The sequence below is a fragment of the Achromobacter semiaridum genome (assembly GCF_053543755.1).
Genome location: NZ_JBLVOL010000054.1, coordinates 9,603 through 24,898 on the forward strand (window position 1 = coordinate 9,603; position 15,296 = coordinate 24,898).

Sequence of the window (15,296 nt, forward strand, 5' to 3'; positions counted from 1 at the left end):
GGACGCGCCATTGGCCGGGCGGGAGCTTAGGACTTGAGCTTGGCGTCCATCGAGATCTTGGCGTTCAAGACCTTGGACACCGGGCAGCCTTTTTCGGCCTTGCGGGCGGCCTCTTCAAAGGCCTGCGCGGTGGCGCCGGGGATCACGGCTTCCACGGTCAGGTGCACGGCGGTGATGGAAAAGCCGTCGTCGACTTTGTCCAGCGTCACTTCCGCCTTGGTGTCCAAACTGGTGGCCACCAGGCCGGACTCGGACAGGATGTTGGACAAGGCCATCGTGAAGCAGCCTGCGTGCGCCGCGCCCAGCAGCTCTTCGGGGTTGGTGCCCGGCGTGTCGCCAAAGCGTGTATTGAAGCCATAGGGCTGGGCCTTGAGCGCGCCGCTTTGCGTGGAGATCGTGCCCTTGCCCGTCTTCAAGTCGCCTGACCAGGCGGCGGATGCGGTTTTCTTCATAGTGACTCCTGTAGAGGGGGCGCGCGCGCGCTGGCGCGGCCGGTGCAAAAAACGACCGCCGGTGAGGGCGGTGTGCGTTGCCTTGCAAGGCATGAACGATGATACGGCGATGCCGGGGGGCGGGCGCGGAATCCACCGGTGCGCAACGGCAAGCCGATGTAACGGCTTACGGGCATCAGGCAAAATAGCGGCATCCGTTTCAACCGTCCCAAGAGCTGCTGTCATGTCTCGCACTTTTTTACGCTATGCCTGCGCCGTTGCGCTGGCGCTGCCCGCCTTGTCCGCCCAAGCCGAAATCGTGATTGGCGTGGATGTGTCCACGACCGGCCCCGCCGCCGCCATCGGCATCCAGACCAATAACGCCATCCGCCTGTGGCCCCAGACGCTGGGCGGCGAGCCGGCGCGCTACGTCGTGCTGGACGATGGCACCGACGTCAGCCGCGCGGTGAAGAACATGCGCAAGCTGACGTCCGAAGACAAGGTCGACGCCATCGTCGGCCCCAACACCACGGCGGCTGCCCTGGCCGCGCTGGACGTGCTGGCTGAAACCAAGACGCCCATGATTGCACTGGCCGCCTCCAGCGTCATCGTGGAGCCGTTGTCCGACCCCAAGCGAGCCTGGGCGTTCAAGATGCCTCAGAACGATTCGTTGATGGCCACCGTGCTGGTCGAAGACATGAAGAAAAAGGGCTTCAAGAACGTGGCCTTCATCGGCTTCGCGGATTCTTACGGCGACAGTTGGTGGAAGGAATTCACCGCTGCGGCCGGCACCGACCTGAAGATCGTGGCGCAGGAACGCTTCCAGCGCACGGACGCGTCCGTGGTGGGCCAGGCGTTGAAGGTGATCGCCGCCAAACCCGACGCGGTGCTGATCGCAGGCGCCGGCACGCCGTCGGCCCTGCCGCAGAAGACGCTGCTGGAACGCGGCTACACCGGCACCATCTATCAGACGCACGGCATCGGCACGCTGGAATTCCTGCAAGTGGGCGGTCGCGATGTGGAAGGCACCTTGTTCCCGACCGGCCCCGGCGTCGTGGCGCGCGAGCTGCCCGACAGCAACCCGGTCAAGAAGGTGGCCGTGGAATTTGCCGACAAGTACGAAGGCCAGTACGGCGCCAATACCCTGACGCAATTCGCGGGCGACGCCTATGGCGCCTGGATGCTGCTGGATTCGGCAGTGGGACGGGCATTGAAAACGGGCGCCAAGCCCGGCACGCCGGAGTTCCGCGGCGCCTTGCGCGACGCCCTGGAAGACACCCGCGACCTGATCGTGCCCAATGGCGTCCTGAACATTTCGAAGGACAACCATCAGGGATTCGATGAGCGCGCCCGGGTTATGGGCGTGGTCAAGAATGGCCGCTTCTCATACGCGCAATAGCCGCTGCCATGGTTTCCTACCGACCGTAACGTTTGTTTACGCTCCATAGGGCAACGGACGCTAAAAGCAGGCTTAGGCCTGCTTTTTTACGCCTATATGATTAGTGTTGAAATCATTTAATAGCGTATTATTTTTAGCGAAGCCATGCACCTAGAAATAGATTCGGGAGAAATCATTCATGACCTTGCTGCAATCCAAACGCTTGCTGTTGGCCCTGGGCCTCGGCGTGTTGGCCGCGTGTTCGGACTCGGGCGGAGACAAGCCCGCGCCCGCCGCCGGCGGCGCGCCGGCCACCGCGACCAGCACGCTGGACGCCGCCAAGGCCGCCGGCAAGATCCGTGTCGGCTATGCCAACGAGGCGCCGTTTGCGTACATGGACAGCAAAGAAGCCAAAGTCACCGGCGAATCGGTCGAGATTGCGCGCGTGGTGCTCAAGCGCATGGGCATCAATGAAGTGGAAGGCGTGCTGACGGAATTCGGCTCGTTGATTCCCGGCCTGGCCGCCAAGCGCTTCGACATCATTGCCGCCGGCATGTACGTCACTCCTGAACGCTGCCAGCAGGTCGCGTTTTCCGACCCGACCTACGGCGTGGGCGAGGCCTTCCTGGTGAAAGAGGGCAACCCCAAGAAGCTGCACAGCTATGAAGACGTGGTGAAGAACCCGGACGCCAAACTGGGCGTTGTCGTGGGCGCCATCCAAGGCGAGTACGCCGAAAAAGTGAAGGTGCCCGCCGGTCAGGTGGTGGTCTTTCCCGACGCCGTCAGCGCCTTGTCCGGCGTGCAGGCGGGGCGCGCGGACGCCTATGCGGCCACGGCGCTGACCATCAACGACCTGATGGGCAAGACGCAAGCCGGCAGCGGCCTGGAGAAGGCAGAGCCCTTCACCGACCCGGTGATCGACGGCAAGGGCGTGCGCGGCTACGGCGCGTATGCCTTCCGCACCGACGACAAGGCGTTTGCGGATGCCTTCAACGCCGAACTGGCCAAATTCATCGGCACCGACGAGCACAAGAAACTGGTGGCGCCATTTGGTTTTACCGACCAGGAACTGCCGCAAGGCGCGACGGCCGCCAAGCTCTGCGCCGGCCAGTAAGGAGCGCCGATGCAAGTCGTTTCCGAACACATCGCGACGCTTGTGCCGCCCTTGCTTGAGGGCCTGGCCGTAACGCTGCAAATCATGGGGGGCGCCGTCGTATTGGCGGTGCCGCTGGCGCTGGCATCGGGAATCGGGCGCTTGTCGCCCGTGCGGCCATTACGGTGGCTGGCGTCCGTGTACGTCGAAGTCTTCCGGGGCACGTCGGCTTTGGTGCAGCTGTTCTGGTTCTATTTCGTGCTGCCGCTTTTTGGCGTGCAATTGCCGGCCATGCTGGTGGGCATCGTGGTGCTGGCCCTGAACGCGGGCGCCTACGGCGCTGAAGTGGTGCGCGGCGCCATTCGCGCCGTGCCGCCCGGCCAGCGCGAGGCGGGCGTGGCGCTGAACCTGACGCGCGCACAGATCATGCGGCGCATCGTGGTGCCGCAAGCGATTCCGGCCATGCTGCCGCCCGCCGGCAACCTGCTGATCGAACTGATGAAGAACACCGCGCTGGTCTCGCTCATCACCATCACTGACCTGACCTTCCGCGGCCAGCTGTTGCGCAGCGAAACCCTGCGCACAACCGAGATCTTTGCCCTGATGCTGCTGATGTACTTTGCCGTCGCCCTGGTGATCACGGCCGGCGTGCGGGCCCTTGAGCGGAGGGTCCGAGTCCGATGACACCGATATTCGATTGGGCTTTCGCGCTGAAAATCCTGCCTACGCTGGGCTCCGCGCTCATCATCACGATCGAGGCGACGGTGCTGGGCATGCTGGTGGCCGTCACCCTGGGCCTGGTCCTGGCCATGATGCGGCGTTCCCGCTTGCGCATTGTGTCGCTGCCCACCGCCTTCGTGATCGAGTTCATCCGCAGCACGCCGCTGCTGGTGCAGATGTACTTCCTGTTCTATGTGCTGCCGCTGACCGGGGCCCAGATGTCGCCGCTGGCCACCGGCATCGTGGCGCTGGGGCTGCATTACGCCACGTACTGCGCCGAGGTCTACCGCGCCGGCATCGAAGCGGTGCCGCGCGGGCAGTGGGAAGCGGCCACGGCGCTGAACATGTCGCGCTGGCGCACGGCGGTGGGCGTGGTGTTGCCGCAGGCGATTCCGCCTGTGGTGCCAGCGCTGGGCAACTACCTGGTGGCCATGTTCAAGGACACGCCGCTGCTGTCGGCCATCACGGTGGTTGAACTGCTGCAACAAAGCAAAATGATCGGGTCGGCCACGTTCCGGTACACCGAACCGCTGACCCTGGTGGGCGTGCTGTTCCTGGCGTTGAGCCTGGTGGCGGCGTGGGGTGTGCGCGGCCTGGAGGCCCGCCTGCAACGATATGGAGGAAAGCGATGAGCGCCAGCTTGACCATCAAGAATCTGCACAAGCGTTACGGAGAGCTGGAGGTGCTGCGCGGCATCAACCTGGAAATTCCGGCGGGCCAGACGGTGGCCGTGATCGGGCCGTCGGGCTCCGGAAAATCCACGTTGCTGCGTGTGTTGATGACGCTGGACCAACCCACCAGCGGCGACATCGAAATCGACGGGCAGCCGATGTGGACCGATGAACAGGGCCGGCCGGTGGGCGTCAATTCCGAATACCTGCGGCGTGTGCGCGGCAAGATCGGCATGGTGTTCCAGCACTTCAATCTGTTTCCGCACATGACGGCGTTGGGCAACACGATGGAAGCGCCGGTGCATGTGCTGGGCATGACGAAGGACCAGGCCCGCGAACGCGCGGTCGAATACCTGGACATGGTGGGGCTGGGCGACAAGCTGGACGTTTACCCAGCGCAATTGTCAGGCGGCCAGAAGCAGCGCGTGGGCATCGCCCGCGCGCTGGCAATGTGCCCGGAAATCATGCTGTTTGACGAAGTGACCTCGGCGCTGGACCCGGAGCTGGTCGGCGGCATCCTGGAGATCCTGCGCAAGCTGTCGGCCCGCCGCAGCATGACGATGATCATCGTGACCCACCAGATGAAGTTCGCCGAACGCAGTTCGGATCGCACGCTGTTCTTCGACCAGGGCAATATCGTCGAGGACGCCGAATCTTCCGTGCTGTTCAGCCAGCCGCAAGAAGCGCGCACGCGCCAGTTCCTGGATTCGGTGATCGAAGGGCAATAGGGGCAAGCACCCCGGATTTAACCCTGACGGGGGCGATGGGATTGCGCCCGGCGTCATGGCCGGGCGCTATGCTTTCGCATCCCATGCCCGGAGGCCTACATGAGTCACCTGTTCAGTCCCACGTCGGTTGGCAACGTCCAGCTGTCCAATCGCATCGTCATCGCGCCCATGTGCGAATACTCGGCCGAAAACGGCTGTGCCAACGACTGGCACATGATCCATCTGGGTCACCTGGCCCTGTCCGGCGCGGCGCTGCTGTTCACGGAAGCCACCGCCGTCGAGCCCGACGGCCGGATTTCGCCGGGGGATCTGGGCCTGTGGTCTGACGAGACCGAAGCGGCACTGGGCCGCGTCGTGGCGGCGGTGCGGCGCTATTCGCCCATCAAGCTGGGCATCCAGCTGGGCCACGCGGGTCGCAAGGCGTCCAGCGATGCGCCCTGGAACGGCGGGCAGCTGGTGCCGCCGTCGGAAGGCGGCTGGCAAGGCTGGGCGCCGTCGGCCATTGCGCACAAGGATTCCGAACCGCCGCCCCATGCGCTGGACGAAGCCGGCCTGGCGCGCGTGCGCAACGCCTTTGTGGACAGCGCGCGGCGCGCCATCAGGCTGGGCTTTGACGCCATCGAGCTGCATGCCGCGCACGGCTACCTGCTGCATCAATTTTTGTCGCCGATCGCCAACCAGCGCGACGATGCCTATGGCGGTTCGCTTGAAAACCGCATGCGCTTTCCGCTGGAAGTCTTCCAGGCGCTGCGTGAAGTCGTGCCGGCGTCGATGGCTTTGGGCGTGCGCGTGTCGGCCACCGACTGGGTCGAGGGCGGCTGGGACCTGGACCAGACCATTGCATTCGCGCATCGGCTGAAGGCGCTGGGATGCGAATTCATCGACGTGTCCAGCGGCGGCGTGTCGTCGCGGCAGCAAATTCCGGTGGCGCCGAATTACCAGGTGCCGTTCGCGGCCGAGGTCAAGCGCCAGGTGGGCATGCCGACGATCACGGTGGGCCTGATTACCGAGGCGCAGCAGGCTGAAGACATCCTGGCGCAAGAGCAGGCCGACATGGTCGCGCTGGCACGCGGCATTCTGTACGACCCGCGTTGGCCCTGGCATGCGGCCGCGCAACTGGGCGGCCAGGTAGCGGCGCCGCATCAGTACTGGCGCTCGCAGCCGCGTGAATTCAAGGAACTGTTCGGCGAAACGCGCTTCGGGCAACGCTGAAACGCCGGGGTCCTGGACACAAAAAAATCGCCGCGTATCGCGGCGATTTTTCCTTACCGGGCCGACGATGGCTCGGGTCCGATCATTTCAGGCGTGCGTAGGCCTGCTCCAGTTCGCGTGCCATCGCGTCGGCGAAATCGGCGCTGGTGGGGTCCAGCTGCGACAGCAGGCGCGCCAGCACCACGTTGTCTTCTTCGCCGTTCCAGATCTTGATGTAGGTGCCTTCCTTGTAGCCATGTTGCTGGCGGAAGATGTTCAGCACGTTCTTGGACACGTACTGCGTGTAGGCGTCGTTCCAGCTCATTTCGCACGCCGTCATCGTCTGTTCCAGCACCTTGTAGCTGGCGCGGCCGCAAACAGCCAGGCCGCCGATCAGCTCCAGCAGTTCCGGCACGGGCAGGGCGTCCAGCGCGTAGGCTCGGCCGTCAAGCGTCACGGAGGCTGGCGTGGCCAGATCCGACATCAGCGCGCGCGCCGCGTCGGCCTGCTGGCCGCCGGCCTGGACGATGGTGTGCGACAGATAAAAATGCAGGATGTCGACCAGTTCCATTTGCACCTGGGGCAGGTCGATGGTCTGCTTTTTCCACCATTTCCAGCCGTAGTGCTCAAGCGCCTCGGCCGATTCGACGAAGGCGGCGCGCAGGAAGCGTGAACCGCCGTTGACCCAGTCAGGATTGATCATGCTGTTCAAGTGGTCTTGCAATTTCAGCATCGTGGCCGCCTGGGCCTGGTTCAATCCGACAACGTTATTCACTTTCACTCCGTAGTTCTTCAAGGGTCTTTGCGACAGCGGCGGAAATGTTAGCACCATTGCCGCGGCTGCCCGGACGGCGTCAGCTGTCCTTGCGATACGAAGACGTCTTCAAGGGCGGCAGCTTGCCCAGCGACGTGCCGCGCGGCTTGCGCGCGCTGCCCGCCGCCTTGAGCAGCATGAAGGCGAAAAACGCCAGGAACACGGCGGGCATCAGCTGGTCAAGCTCGAAATGCGAAGAGCGCAGGGCGCGGAATGCGATGTTGACCGCCGCCCAACCGGCCAACACGCCGCCAATGGTCAGGATGATGCCGACCTTGCGCTGCCGCGCTTGCCGCGCCAGTGAGATATCGGCCGCGTCCGACGGGGCGGTGGCGCCCGGCGCGCCGGCGGACGAGCGCGGCGATGCGGTATTGCCCCAGGGGGCGGTGGACAGAGAATCGCCCGTGGCGGGCGCGGGCACGGCTACCGTGGCTGTCGCCTGATGGGACGCGCGGCGCTTTTCGGGAACCTTGCCTGGCGTGACCCCGCCGGCCCGCGACAGGTTTTCGATGTAGCGCGCGAAATCGCCGTCTTTGGGCTCAAGGTCTATCGCCATGCCAATTCTCCGATCAGTTGCTGCGCCGTTGCCGCGCCGGCTGGCGGCGCTTGCGCACCATGGCCAGCAGAAGCCCGCATCCTAGCAGCACTGAGAGGCCCGCGCCGATCATCATGGCGATCTGCTGCGCGTTTTCCGCCGTGCCCAGGCTGCGCGCGGTGATGTAGCCCGGCGCCAGCATCAGCGGCATCCACAGCAGGGCCGACATGACATTGGCCAATTGGAAGCGGTGATGGGCCATGCCCATCACGCCGGCGACCGTGGGTATCGTCGAGCGGATCGGCCCAAGAAAACGGCCGATCAGCACCGAGGCAAACCCATAGCGGTAAAAAAACAACCGCGCGCGCGCCACGCCGGTGCGCTGCTGCTTGAGCGGCCAGCGGCGCAACACGTCCGGCCCGGCCCAGCGGCCCAGCCAATAGGAAATCGCGTCGCCCACAATGGCGCCCGCGATGCCCCACGCAATGACGCCCCAGGGGTCCAGCGTGCCGGCGCCGATCAAGCCCCCGGTCAGCAGCATCAAGGCCGTGGCAGGAATGAACAGGCCCACCAGCACCAGCGATTCCCCCAGGGTCAGCAGGAAGGTGATCGGGCCGGCCCATACCTGGTTGGCCTCGATGAACAGCCCGATTTTGTCGATATATTGATCCATGAAGGCGAAGTCTGAAAATTAGCTGAAAGCAATCGGGTATCTTAACGCCTACCTGGATGGCCAAATGTTATCTAGGCTGTCTGATTGATGCGGTGCGACTGACGGGGTTGATTGGGAAACTATGGATTCGGTAACACAGGCGGTGCTGGGAGCGGGCATACAGGGCGTCATGCTGGGGCGGTTTCAGGGGCGTCGGGCCTTGGTGTACGGGGCGGCGCTGGCAACGGTGCCCGACCTGGACGTGCTGATGCGCTATCCCGACCCGGTCTCGCTGATGACCTACCACCGGGGCTTTTCCCATTCGATATTCGTGCTGACCGGGCTGGCGCTGCTGCTTGCCTGGCTGATACGCAAATATTGGCCGCGGGCGCCGTATAGCGGCAGGCGGCTGTTCCTGACTTTATGGCTGGTGCTGGTGACGCACCCGGTGCTGGACGCGTTCACCGTGTATGGCACGCAATTGTTCTGGCCGATGACGCCCGTTCCGGAAAGCTGGTCGGCAATCTTCATTATTGACCCGGTCTATACCGTGCCCTTGCTGTTGGCGGTGTTCTTCGCCATTGCCGTCGGCATGACGGACCGCGCCCGGCGCCTGATGGCCGGCGCGCTGCTCTTCAGCACGGCCTACCTGGGTTTCGGCCTGGCCAGCCGCATGGTCGCGGAAGACCGCGTACGGGATGCCATGCAGCAAGAGGGCATTGCCGTGACCGAGCTGCGGGCGGTGTCGATGCCGTTCACCACCCTGGTGTGGCGGGTCATCGCCAAGACGGCGGACGGCAATTACTACGAAGCCGTCAGCAGCCTGTTCGACCGGGGCAAGCCGGAATGGCTGCGCCAACCGCTGCACCTGGAGCTGGCCCGGGCGCTGGACGATGTGCCGTTGCACCAACGTCTGCGCTGGTTCACCGACGATTGGCTGCGCTATGACGCCATCGGCGACGCCTTGGTCGTCAGCGACCTGCGCATGGGCATGGCCGGCCATTACACCTTCCGTTTCAAGATGGCCCAGCGTGCGCCCGGCGGCGGCTGGACGCCGGTGACGCCGTCCACGTGGCCCAGCGAGCGGGGCGGTTGGGCGGAATTGAAGCTGGTGCTGGCCCGCATCCTGCATGCGCAGCCGCCGTTGCCGCTGGCGCAATGGTCCACGCTTGCCGACCGGTAATTACCCACGCTGAATCAGGCGGTCCCGGCCCTGTGCCCCCAAGCCCTGTGTCTAAGCCCTGTGTCTCAGCCCTGTGTCTCAGCCCTGTGTCTCAGCCCTGAGCCCCCGGAGCCCCGGGGGACTTTTTTGCGGCAACGATCTGTATTGACCGCGTTCCCGGGTCGCATTATTCTTGTTCTCTATTAAGGAACTATGGTTCCGATTTATGGAACAAGCATGAGTATTCTCGATGGAGTCCAGCGCGTCCTGTCGCTCTACGCGGACGGCGCCATGGAGCTGAGCTTTACCGATGTCGCGGCGCGCCTGGCCATGCCAAAAAGCACGGCATCGCGCCTGCTGAACCACATGCAGCGTTACGGCATGCTGGACCAGGACCCCGCCACGCGCCGCTATCGGCCTGGCGCCTTGCTGGCGCAGGCGGTGCGTGCCGGCATGGCTGCCACGCCGTTGGACGAGGCTTGCCGCGATGTGCTGGTACGGCTGTCCGAAGACAGCGGGCTGACCGCGTACCTATCCACCTTGAACCAGCGCGAAACCGTGGTGCTGCAACGCTTGAACGGGTCACATCCCGTGCAGGTGCTATCGCCGCCCGGTTCCCGCCGCAATGCGTCGGGCACCGCCATGGGCCGTGCGCTGCTGTCGCGCTTGCGCGACGCCGAATTCCAGACGCTATATGGCGCCGACCCCGCGCAACCGCTGCCCATGGAAGGCCGCGATTGCCCAGCCACCGTGGGCGACCTGGCGCGGCTGGTCGAGCAGACGCGCGCCGATCACTACGGCGTCGCCATCGACCAGGCCATGCCCGGCATCGGTGCCGTGGCCGCCGCCGTGCGCGACCCGGCCACCGGCGAACTGCGCGGCCTGTGCCTGTCGTTCGTGTCATTCCAGGCCGACGCCGAGCGTGTGGCGCGCTTGCGCGAATTGGTCCTGACGCAAGTGGCCGGGCTGGGGCGCAAGTTGAACGACCCCTACTGGCTGACCTGAATTCTTTCCTTTGCCTAGTTGATGGAACCTTCCCCATGAACCTTTTGCTACTCAGCAATTCCAGCAGCGACGCCGGCTACCTGGTGCACGCCATGCCGGACATCCGCGAGCTGATCGAATCCCTGCCGCAAGGCGCGCCCGCCGTGTTCGTGCCGTTCGCCGGCGTCACGCGCGATTGGGACGACTACACCGCGCTGGTGCAATCCGCGCTGGCGGACACCGGCCTTGCCATCGAAGGCCTGCACCGCGCACAAGACCCGGTGGCGGCGCTGGAAAAGGCCGCCGTCATCATCGTGGGAGGCGGCAACACCTTCAATCTGCTGGGCCAACTGCGGCGCCAAGGGCTGCTGGACGTGGTCAAGCGCCGCGTCCGCGAGGGCGCGGCGTATCTGGGCTGGAGCGCGGGCTCGAACCTGACGTGCCCCACTATCTGCACCACCAACGACATGCCCATTACCGACCCGGGCGGTTTCGACGGCCTGAACCTGATCAGATTCCAGATCAACCCGCACTACACCAACGCGCATCCCCCCGGGCACCGTGGCGAAACGCGCGCCCAGCGTCTGGCCGAGTTCTGCACCCTGAATCCAGACATGCCCGTGCTGGGGCTGCCCGAAGGCGCGGGGCTGCGCGTGCGCGGCGCCAAGGTGGCGCTGGTGGGTCCGCATGATGCGCCGCTGTTCCTGGGTCACACCGAGCCGCGCGTATTCCGCCCCGGCCCGCTGGAGATCGCGGCATGAAGCAGGTGATAGACACCATCGAACTTCTGTCCTCGGCGCACATCACCGGCGAGGCAGTGGCGCGGGTGCTGCGCGACGCGGGCGATTGCGAGGTGGAAGTCACGCGCCTGGAACGCGACGGCGCCGCGACCGATTTTTTGTCCATCGTCATTCCCGGCCTGGATGCATCCGCGCCGCAGCTGGGCATAGTCGGCCGCCTGGGCGGCATCGGCGCCCGGCCCGCCGTGACGGGCCTGGTGTCCGATAGCGACGGGGCGGTGGTGGCGATTGCCGCGGCGCTCAAGCTGATGGCCATGGCGCGCCAGGGCGACGTGATGCCGGGCACCGTGCGCATCCGCACGCACATCTGCCCGCGCGCCGGCACGCGCCCGCATCATCCCGTGCCGATGATGCGTTCGCCTTTTCCGATGCGCGAAATGATGTCGCACGAGGTGGACCCGCGCATGGACGCCATCCTGTCGGTGGACACCACGCGCGGCAATCGCCTGGTGAACAAGCGCGGCGTGGCACTGACGCCGGTGGCCAAGCAGGGCTATCTGCTGCGCATTCCCGAAACGATGCTGGACGTGATGGGCTGGGTCAGCGGAGAACTTCCGGTGACGCTGCCCCTGACGACGCAAGACATCACGCCCTACGAAAACGGCCTGTGGCACGTGAACTCGCTGATGCAACCCGCGATTGTCACCAACTCGCCCGTGGTCGGTGTGGCCTTGACGGCGCAAACCACCGTGCCCGGTTGCGCCACCGGCGTGACCAACGCGGTGGACGCCGACGTGGCGATGCGCTTCTGCATCGAAATTGCCAAGCTGTATGGCCAGCGCACGATGACGTTCTTCGATGATGCGGAATGGCGCGCGCTGCAATCGCGATACGGGTCCATGGCGCACTTGCAAACCGTTGGGCATGACGATGGCGGTGCCGCATGAGCGCCGCCGTGACACGCCGCGTGGCGTTCTTCACCATCGGCCAATCGCCGCGCAGCGACGTCGTGCCCGAGATGGCACGCCTGCTGGGCGACGCCGTACACATCGATGAATTTGGGGCGTTGGACGGCTTGGACGCGACCGCGCTGGCCGCGATGGCGCCGCGTGACGGCGAATATCGTTTTGCCACGCGCATGCGCGACGGCACGCAGATCGAGCTGGACGCCGCTGCCGCCGAAGCCCGGCTGGCCCAGGTGATGCGCCAGGCGGACGACGCCGGTTACGACGCGCTGGTACCGCTGTGCACAGGCACCGCCATCGCGCCCATGCGCACGTTGGTGGTTGAGCCGCAGCAGGTGGTCGACCATCTGGTCGCGGGCCTGTCGCAGCATTGCCGCAATGTGGGGCTGGTGGTGCCCCTGGCCGAACAGGTCGACTTCTTTCACCTGGCGGTGCCGCTGGCCTGCGGCACGCAGATCGTGCATGCGTCGCCTTACGAGGCCGACGCGGAATTGGCCGCGCGCAACTTCGCGCAGGCGGGGCAAGCCCTGGCATCGTGCGACCTGATCGTCATGCATTGCATGGGCTACGGGCAGCGCATGCGCGACGCGGTCGCCCAGGCCTCGGGCCGGCCGGTGCTGTTGTCCAACCGCATCGTGGCGCAGGCCTTGTCGCAATTATTGGAATAAAGCCGCCGATGTTTCAGCACGGCGTGGCGCCGGCGTTTTCATGTCGCCGCCATGCCGGATGAGCGGCATGGGGAGACGAAGCTGTCTTCGTCAATTTATTGTTGGGAGTTTTTTCATGTTCAGCCGTACCTTGCACCGCGCCGTTGGCGCCTTGTCCGCCGTTACTGCCTTGTCCGCCATTACTGCCTTGACGGTCTTGCCCGCGCTGCTGGCGCCCGCCCACGCCGCCGACGCGTGGAAGCCCACCAAGCCCGTGCGGCTGCTGGTGGGTTTTGCGCCCGGCGGCTCGGCCGACACCTTGGCGCGCCTGCTTGCCGATCCGCTGTCCAAGCGCCTGGGTCAGTCCGTTGTGGTTGAAAACCTGGCCGGCGCCGGCGGCAACATCATGGCGTACCGCTTATCGCAATCGCCTGCCGACGGCTACACCATCGGCATCGCGGCCGCCGGTTCCATGGCCATCACACATGTCTTGAATCCCAAGGGCACCAACTACAAGCCGTCGGACTTCACGCCCATCACGCTGGCCGCCGTGCAGCCCAACGTGGTCATCGTCAACAAGGACGTGCCGGCCAACAACCTGGCGGAGTTGAAAGAGTATTTCCAGAAGACGCCAGCCGCCACCTACGGTACGGCGGGCGTGGGTATTTCCAACCACCTGATCGCCGAGACCATGCTGTACAAGATGGGCGTGAAGGTTCCGCACGCGGCTTATCGTGGCGCGGCGCCGGTCATCACGGACTTGCTCGGCGGGCACATCGCCATGACGATGGACAACATCTCGACCGCCGCGCCGCTGGCCTCGCAAGGCAAGGTCAAGGCGATTGCCGTGGCCTCGCTCAAGCGCGCGCCGCAGTTGCCCAACGTGCCGACGCTGGACGAGCAGGGTCTGAAGGGCTTTGACATGCCGACGTGGCAGGGCGTGTTTGCGCCCGCGGGCTTGCCGGCCGACGTGCTGGCCGCCTATTACGCCGCGCTGCAAGACGTGCTGAAAGACCCGGCGTTGGTTGAAAAGATGGCAGGGCTGGGTTCCGAGCCGGTCACGGAAATGACGCCGGAGAATACGGCGCAGTTTCTGGAAAAAGATCGGCAGCAATGGGCCGATATCGTGAAGGCCGCGAACATCAGCCTGGAGCAGTAAAGCAGAAGGGCCCGCAAGGGCCCTTCTTTTTTGCCTGGGAATATCCGGTCGGAAAGATCAGGCTGAAACGAATCAGGCAGAAAAAAAAACCTAGTCCGGTACGCGCGCCGCGATTTCGGCGATCAGGCGGCGGGCCGCTTCCAGCTTGTCGCCCGCCGGCAGCGGGTGCGCGCCTTGCTCGTCGAACAGCACCAGTTCGGTGGTGTCGGCGTCCATGACCTTGTGCGCCAGGTTGCCCACCAGCAGCGGGATGCCCTTGCGCTGGCGCTTGGCTTCGGCGTGTTCGGCCAGCTTTTCGGTCTCGGCCGCAAACCCCACGCACCACGGGCCGTTTTCCAGCTTGGCCACTTCGGCCAGGATGTCCGGATTCGGTTCAAATTCCATCACCGGCGCGCCGCCGCCTTCGCTCGTCTTTTTCAGCTTTTGCGTGCTGACGTTTTTCACGCGCCAATCGGCGACTGCGGCCACGGCGATGAAGATGTCGGCATCCGCCGCGCTGGCCATGACCGCGTCGTGCATCTGGCGCGCCGTCATGACCGACAGCGCCGTCACGCCGCGCGGCACGGGCAGGAAGGTGGCGCCCGTAATCAAGGTCACGCGCGCACCTGCTTCACGCGCGGCGCGGGCCAGCGCGTAGCCGGTCTTGCCCGACGAACGGTTGCTAAGCACGCGCACCGGGTCCACGGGTTCGGACGTGGGCCCGGCAGTCAGCAGCACGTGGCGTCCCGCCAGCAGCTTGGGCTGAAAGAAAGCGATCAGGTCTGTCAGAAGCTCGTGTGCTTCCAGCATGCGGCCGTCGCCTGTTTCGCCACAAGCCTGCTCGCCGGCCGACGGACCCAACACGCTGATGCCATCCGCGCGCAGTTGCTGCACATTGCGCTGCGTGGCCGGGTTGGCCCACATCTCGCGGTTCATGGCGGGCGCCACCAGTAACGGACAGGCGCGCGCCAGGCATAGCGTGGACAGCAGGTCGTCGGCCATGCCGTGCGCCAGCTTGGCCATGAAGTCGGCGCTGGCGGGCGCGATCAGCACGGCGTCCGCGCCGCGCGTCAGGTCGATGTGCGCCATGTTGTTCGGCACGCGCGCGTCCCAGGCGTCCACAAAAACCGGGCGGCCCGACAGGGCCTGCATCGTCACGGGCGTGATGAAGTGCGTGGCCGCCTCGGTCATCACCACGTCGACGGTGGCGCCTTGTTCGGTCATGCGCCGCACCAGCTCGGCGATTTTGTAGCAGGCGATGCCCCCGGTCAGACCGAGGACGATGCGTTTGCGGGCGAGATCGAGCATGAGGGCGTGGCGGCGGGTTCAGCGCCGTGAAATCGAGGAATGGAGGGTGATTTTATTCTGCATTGCGGCATTGCGCCGTTCGTCATGCATTCAGGGGGTATCAAGCGAGGCAAAAGCCAGGTGGGGCAGGGGCGGGGCG

17 protein-coding genes are annotated in these 15,296 nt (G+C 65.2%); 12 read left to right on the forward strand and 5 right to left on the reverse strand.

The window, feature by feature from the left end:
- Window positions 1-26: 26 nt before the first annotated feature.
- Complete coding sequence (locus ACNPP0_RS15780; RefSeq protein WP_332608683.1) at window positions 27-452, reverse strand: OsmC family protein; 426 nt, start codon at window positions 450-452, stop codon at window positions 27-29.
- Window positions 453-675: 223 nt separating this feature from the next.
- Here ACNPP0_RS15780 and ACNPP0_RS15785 point away from each other — a divergent pair, with 223 nt between their 5' ends.
- From ACNPP0_RS15785 to ACNPP0_RS15810, 6 genes are all read left to right on the forward strand, one after another.
- On the forward strand, window positions 676-1,830 hold the full coding sequence (locus tag ACNPP0_RS15785) for an ABC transporter substrate-binding protein (protein WP_448706413.1): 1,155 nt from the start codon (window positions 676-678) through the stop codon (window positions 1,828-1,830).
- Window positions 1,831-2,008: 178 nt separating this feature from the next.
- On the forward strand, window positions 2,009-2,923 hold the full coding sequence (gene ehuB / locus ACNPP0_RS15790) for an ectoine/hydroxyectoine ABC transporter substrate-binding protein EhuB (RefSeq protein ID WP_332608681.1): 915 nt from the start codon (window positions 2,009-2,011) through the stop codon (window positions 2,921-2,923).
- A 9-nt stretch (window positions 2,924-2,932) separates the two neighbouring features.
- Window positions 2,933-3,586 carry an ectoine/hydroxyectoine ABC transporter permease subunit EhuC gene (gene ehuC / locus ACNPP0_RS15795; protein WP_332608680.1) on the forward strand — a complete coding sequence of 218 codons (654 nt, stop codon included), beginning with the start codon at window positions 2,933-2,935 and terminating at the stop codon, window positions 3,584-3,586.
- Window positions 3,583-4,254 (forward strand): ectoine/hydroxyectoine ABC transporter permease subunit EhuD, encoded by a 672-nt coding sequence (gene ehuD, locus ACNPP0_RS15800; RefSeq protein WP_332608679.1) that lies wholly within the window; start codon window positions 3,583-3,585, stop codon window positions 4,252-4,254. Before ehuC ends, ehuD begins: the two co-directional genes overlap by 4 nt.
- Window positions 4,251-5,021: an ectoine/hydroxyectoine ABC transporter ATP-binding protein EhuA gene (ehuA, locus tag ACNPP0_RS15805; protein WP_448706414.1), complete on the forward strand. Its 771-nt coding sequence runs from the start codon at window positions 4,251-4,253 to the stop codon at window positions 5,019-5,021. Before ehuD ends, ehuA begins: the two co-directional genes overlap by 4 nt.
- A 99-nt stretch (window positions 5,022-5,120) precedes the next feature.
- On the forward strand, window positions 5,121-6,233 hold the full coding sequence (locus ACNPP0_RS15810; RefSeq protein ID WP_448706415.1) for an NADH:flavin oxidoreductase/NADH oxidase: 1,113 nt from the start codon (window positions 5,121-5,123) through the stop codon (window positions 6,231-6,233).
- A gap of 82 nt (window positions 6,234-6,315) precedes the next feature.
- On the opposite strand, the gene ACNPP0_RS15815 is transcribed toward ACNPP0_RS15810, so the two are convergent.
- The 3 genes from ACNPP0_RS15815 to ACNPP0_RS15825 all read right to left on the reverse strand — a co-directional run bounded on the left by ACNPP0_RS15815 (window position 6,316) and on the right by ACNPP0_RS15825 (window position 8,234).
- A complete protein-coding gene (locus ACNPP0_RS15815) occupies window positions 6,316-6,969 on the reverse strand; it encodes a dUTP diphosphatase (RefSeq protein WP_448706426.1) in 654 nt (217 codons plus the stop codon).
- 97 nt (window positions 6,970-7,066) lie between these two features.
- On the reverse strand, window positions 7,067-7,582 hold the full coding sequence (locus ACNPP0_RS15820; protein ID WP_332608676.1) for a hypothetical protein: 516 nt from the start codon (window positions 7,580-7,582) through the stop codon (window positions 7,067-7,069).
- 13 nt (window positions 7,583-7,595) lie between these two features.
- A complete protein-coding gene (locus tag ACNPP0_RS15825; protein ID WP_448706416.1) occupies window positions 7,596-8,234 on the reverse strand; it encodes a DedA family protein in 639 nt (212 codons plus the stop codon).
- A gap of 121 nt (window positions 8,235-8,355) precedes the next feature.
- Here ACNPP0_RS15825 and ACNPP0_RS15830 point away from each other — a divergent pair, with 121 nt between their 5' ends.
- From ACNPP0_RS15830 to ACNPP0_RS15855, 6 genes are all read left to right on the forward strand, one after another.
- Window positions 8,356-9,396, forward strand: coding sequence for a metal-dependent hydrolase (locus ACNPP0_RS15830; RefSeq protein ID WP_332608675.1), 1,041 nt, complete (start codon window positions 8,356-8,358; stop codon window positions 9,394-9,396).
- Window positions 9,397-9,612: 216 nt separating this feature from the next.
- On the forward strand, window positions 9,613-10,380 hold the full coding sequence (locus ACNPP0_RS15835) for an IclR family transcriptional regulator (RefSeq protein WP_448706417.1): 768 nt from the start codon (window positions 9,613-9,615) through the stop codon (window positions 10,378-10,380).
- A gap of 35 nt (window positions 10,381-10,415) precedes the next feature.
- Window positions 10,416-11,120 carry a dipeptidase PepE gene (gene pepE / locus ACNPP0_RS15840; protein ID WP_448706418.1) on the forward strand — a complete coding sequence of 235 codons (705 nt, stop codon included), beginning with the start codon at window positions 10,416-10,418 and terminating at the stop codon, window positions 11,118-11,120.
- Window positions 11,117-12,046 (forward strand): DUF1177 domain-containing protein, encoded by a 930-nt coding sequence (locus tag ACNPP0_RS15845; RefSeq protein WP_448706419.1) that lies wholly within the window; start codon window positions 11,117-11,119, stop codon window positions 12,044-12,046. Before pepE ends, ACNPP0_RS15845 begins: the two co-directional genes overlap by 4 nt.
- A complete protein-coding gene (locus tag ACNPP0_RS15850) occupies window positions 12,043-12,732 on the forward strand; it encodes an AroM family protein (protein ID WP_448706420.1) in 690 nt (229 codons plus the stop codon). The genes ACNPP0_RS15845 and ACNPP0_RS15850 overlap by 4 nt, the downstream gene beginning before the upstream one ends.
- Window positions 12,733-12,847: 115 nt before the next feature.
- On the forward strand, window positions 12,848-13,870 hold the full coding sequence (locus ACNPP0_RS15855; RefSeq protein WP_448706421.1) for a Bug family tripartite tricarboxylate transporter substrate binding protein: 1,023 nt from the start codon (window positions 12,848-12,850) through the stop codon (window positions 13,868-13,870).
- A 90-nt stretch (window positions 13,871-13,960) separates the two neighbouring features.
- Here the strand turns inward: ACNPP0_RS15855 and coaBC are convergent, their stop codons facing one another.
- Window positions 13,961-15,157, reverse strand: coding sequence for a bifunctional phosphopantothenoylcysteine decarboxylase/phosphopantothenate--cysteine ligase CoaBC (coaBC, locus tag ACNPP0_RS15860; protein ID WP_448706422.1), 1,197 nt, complete (start codon window positions 15,155-15,157; stop codon window positions 13,961-13,963).
- Between the last annotated feature and the right edge of the window lie 139 nt (window positions 15,158-15,296).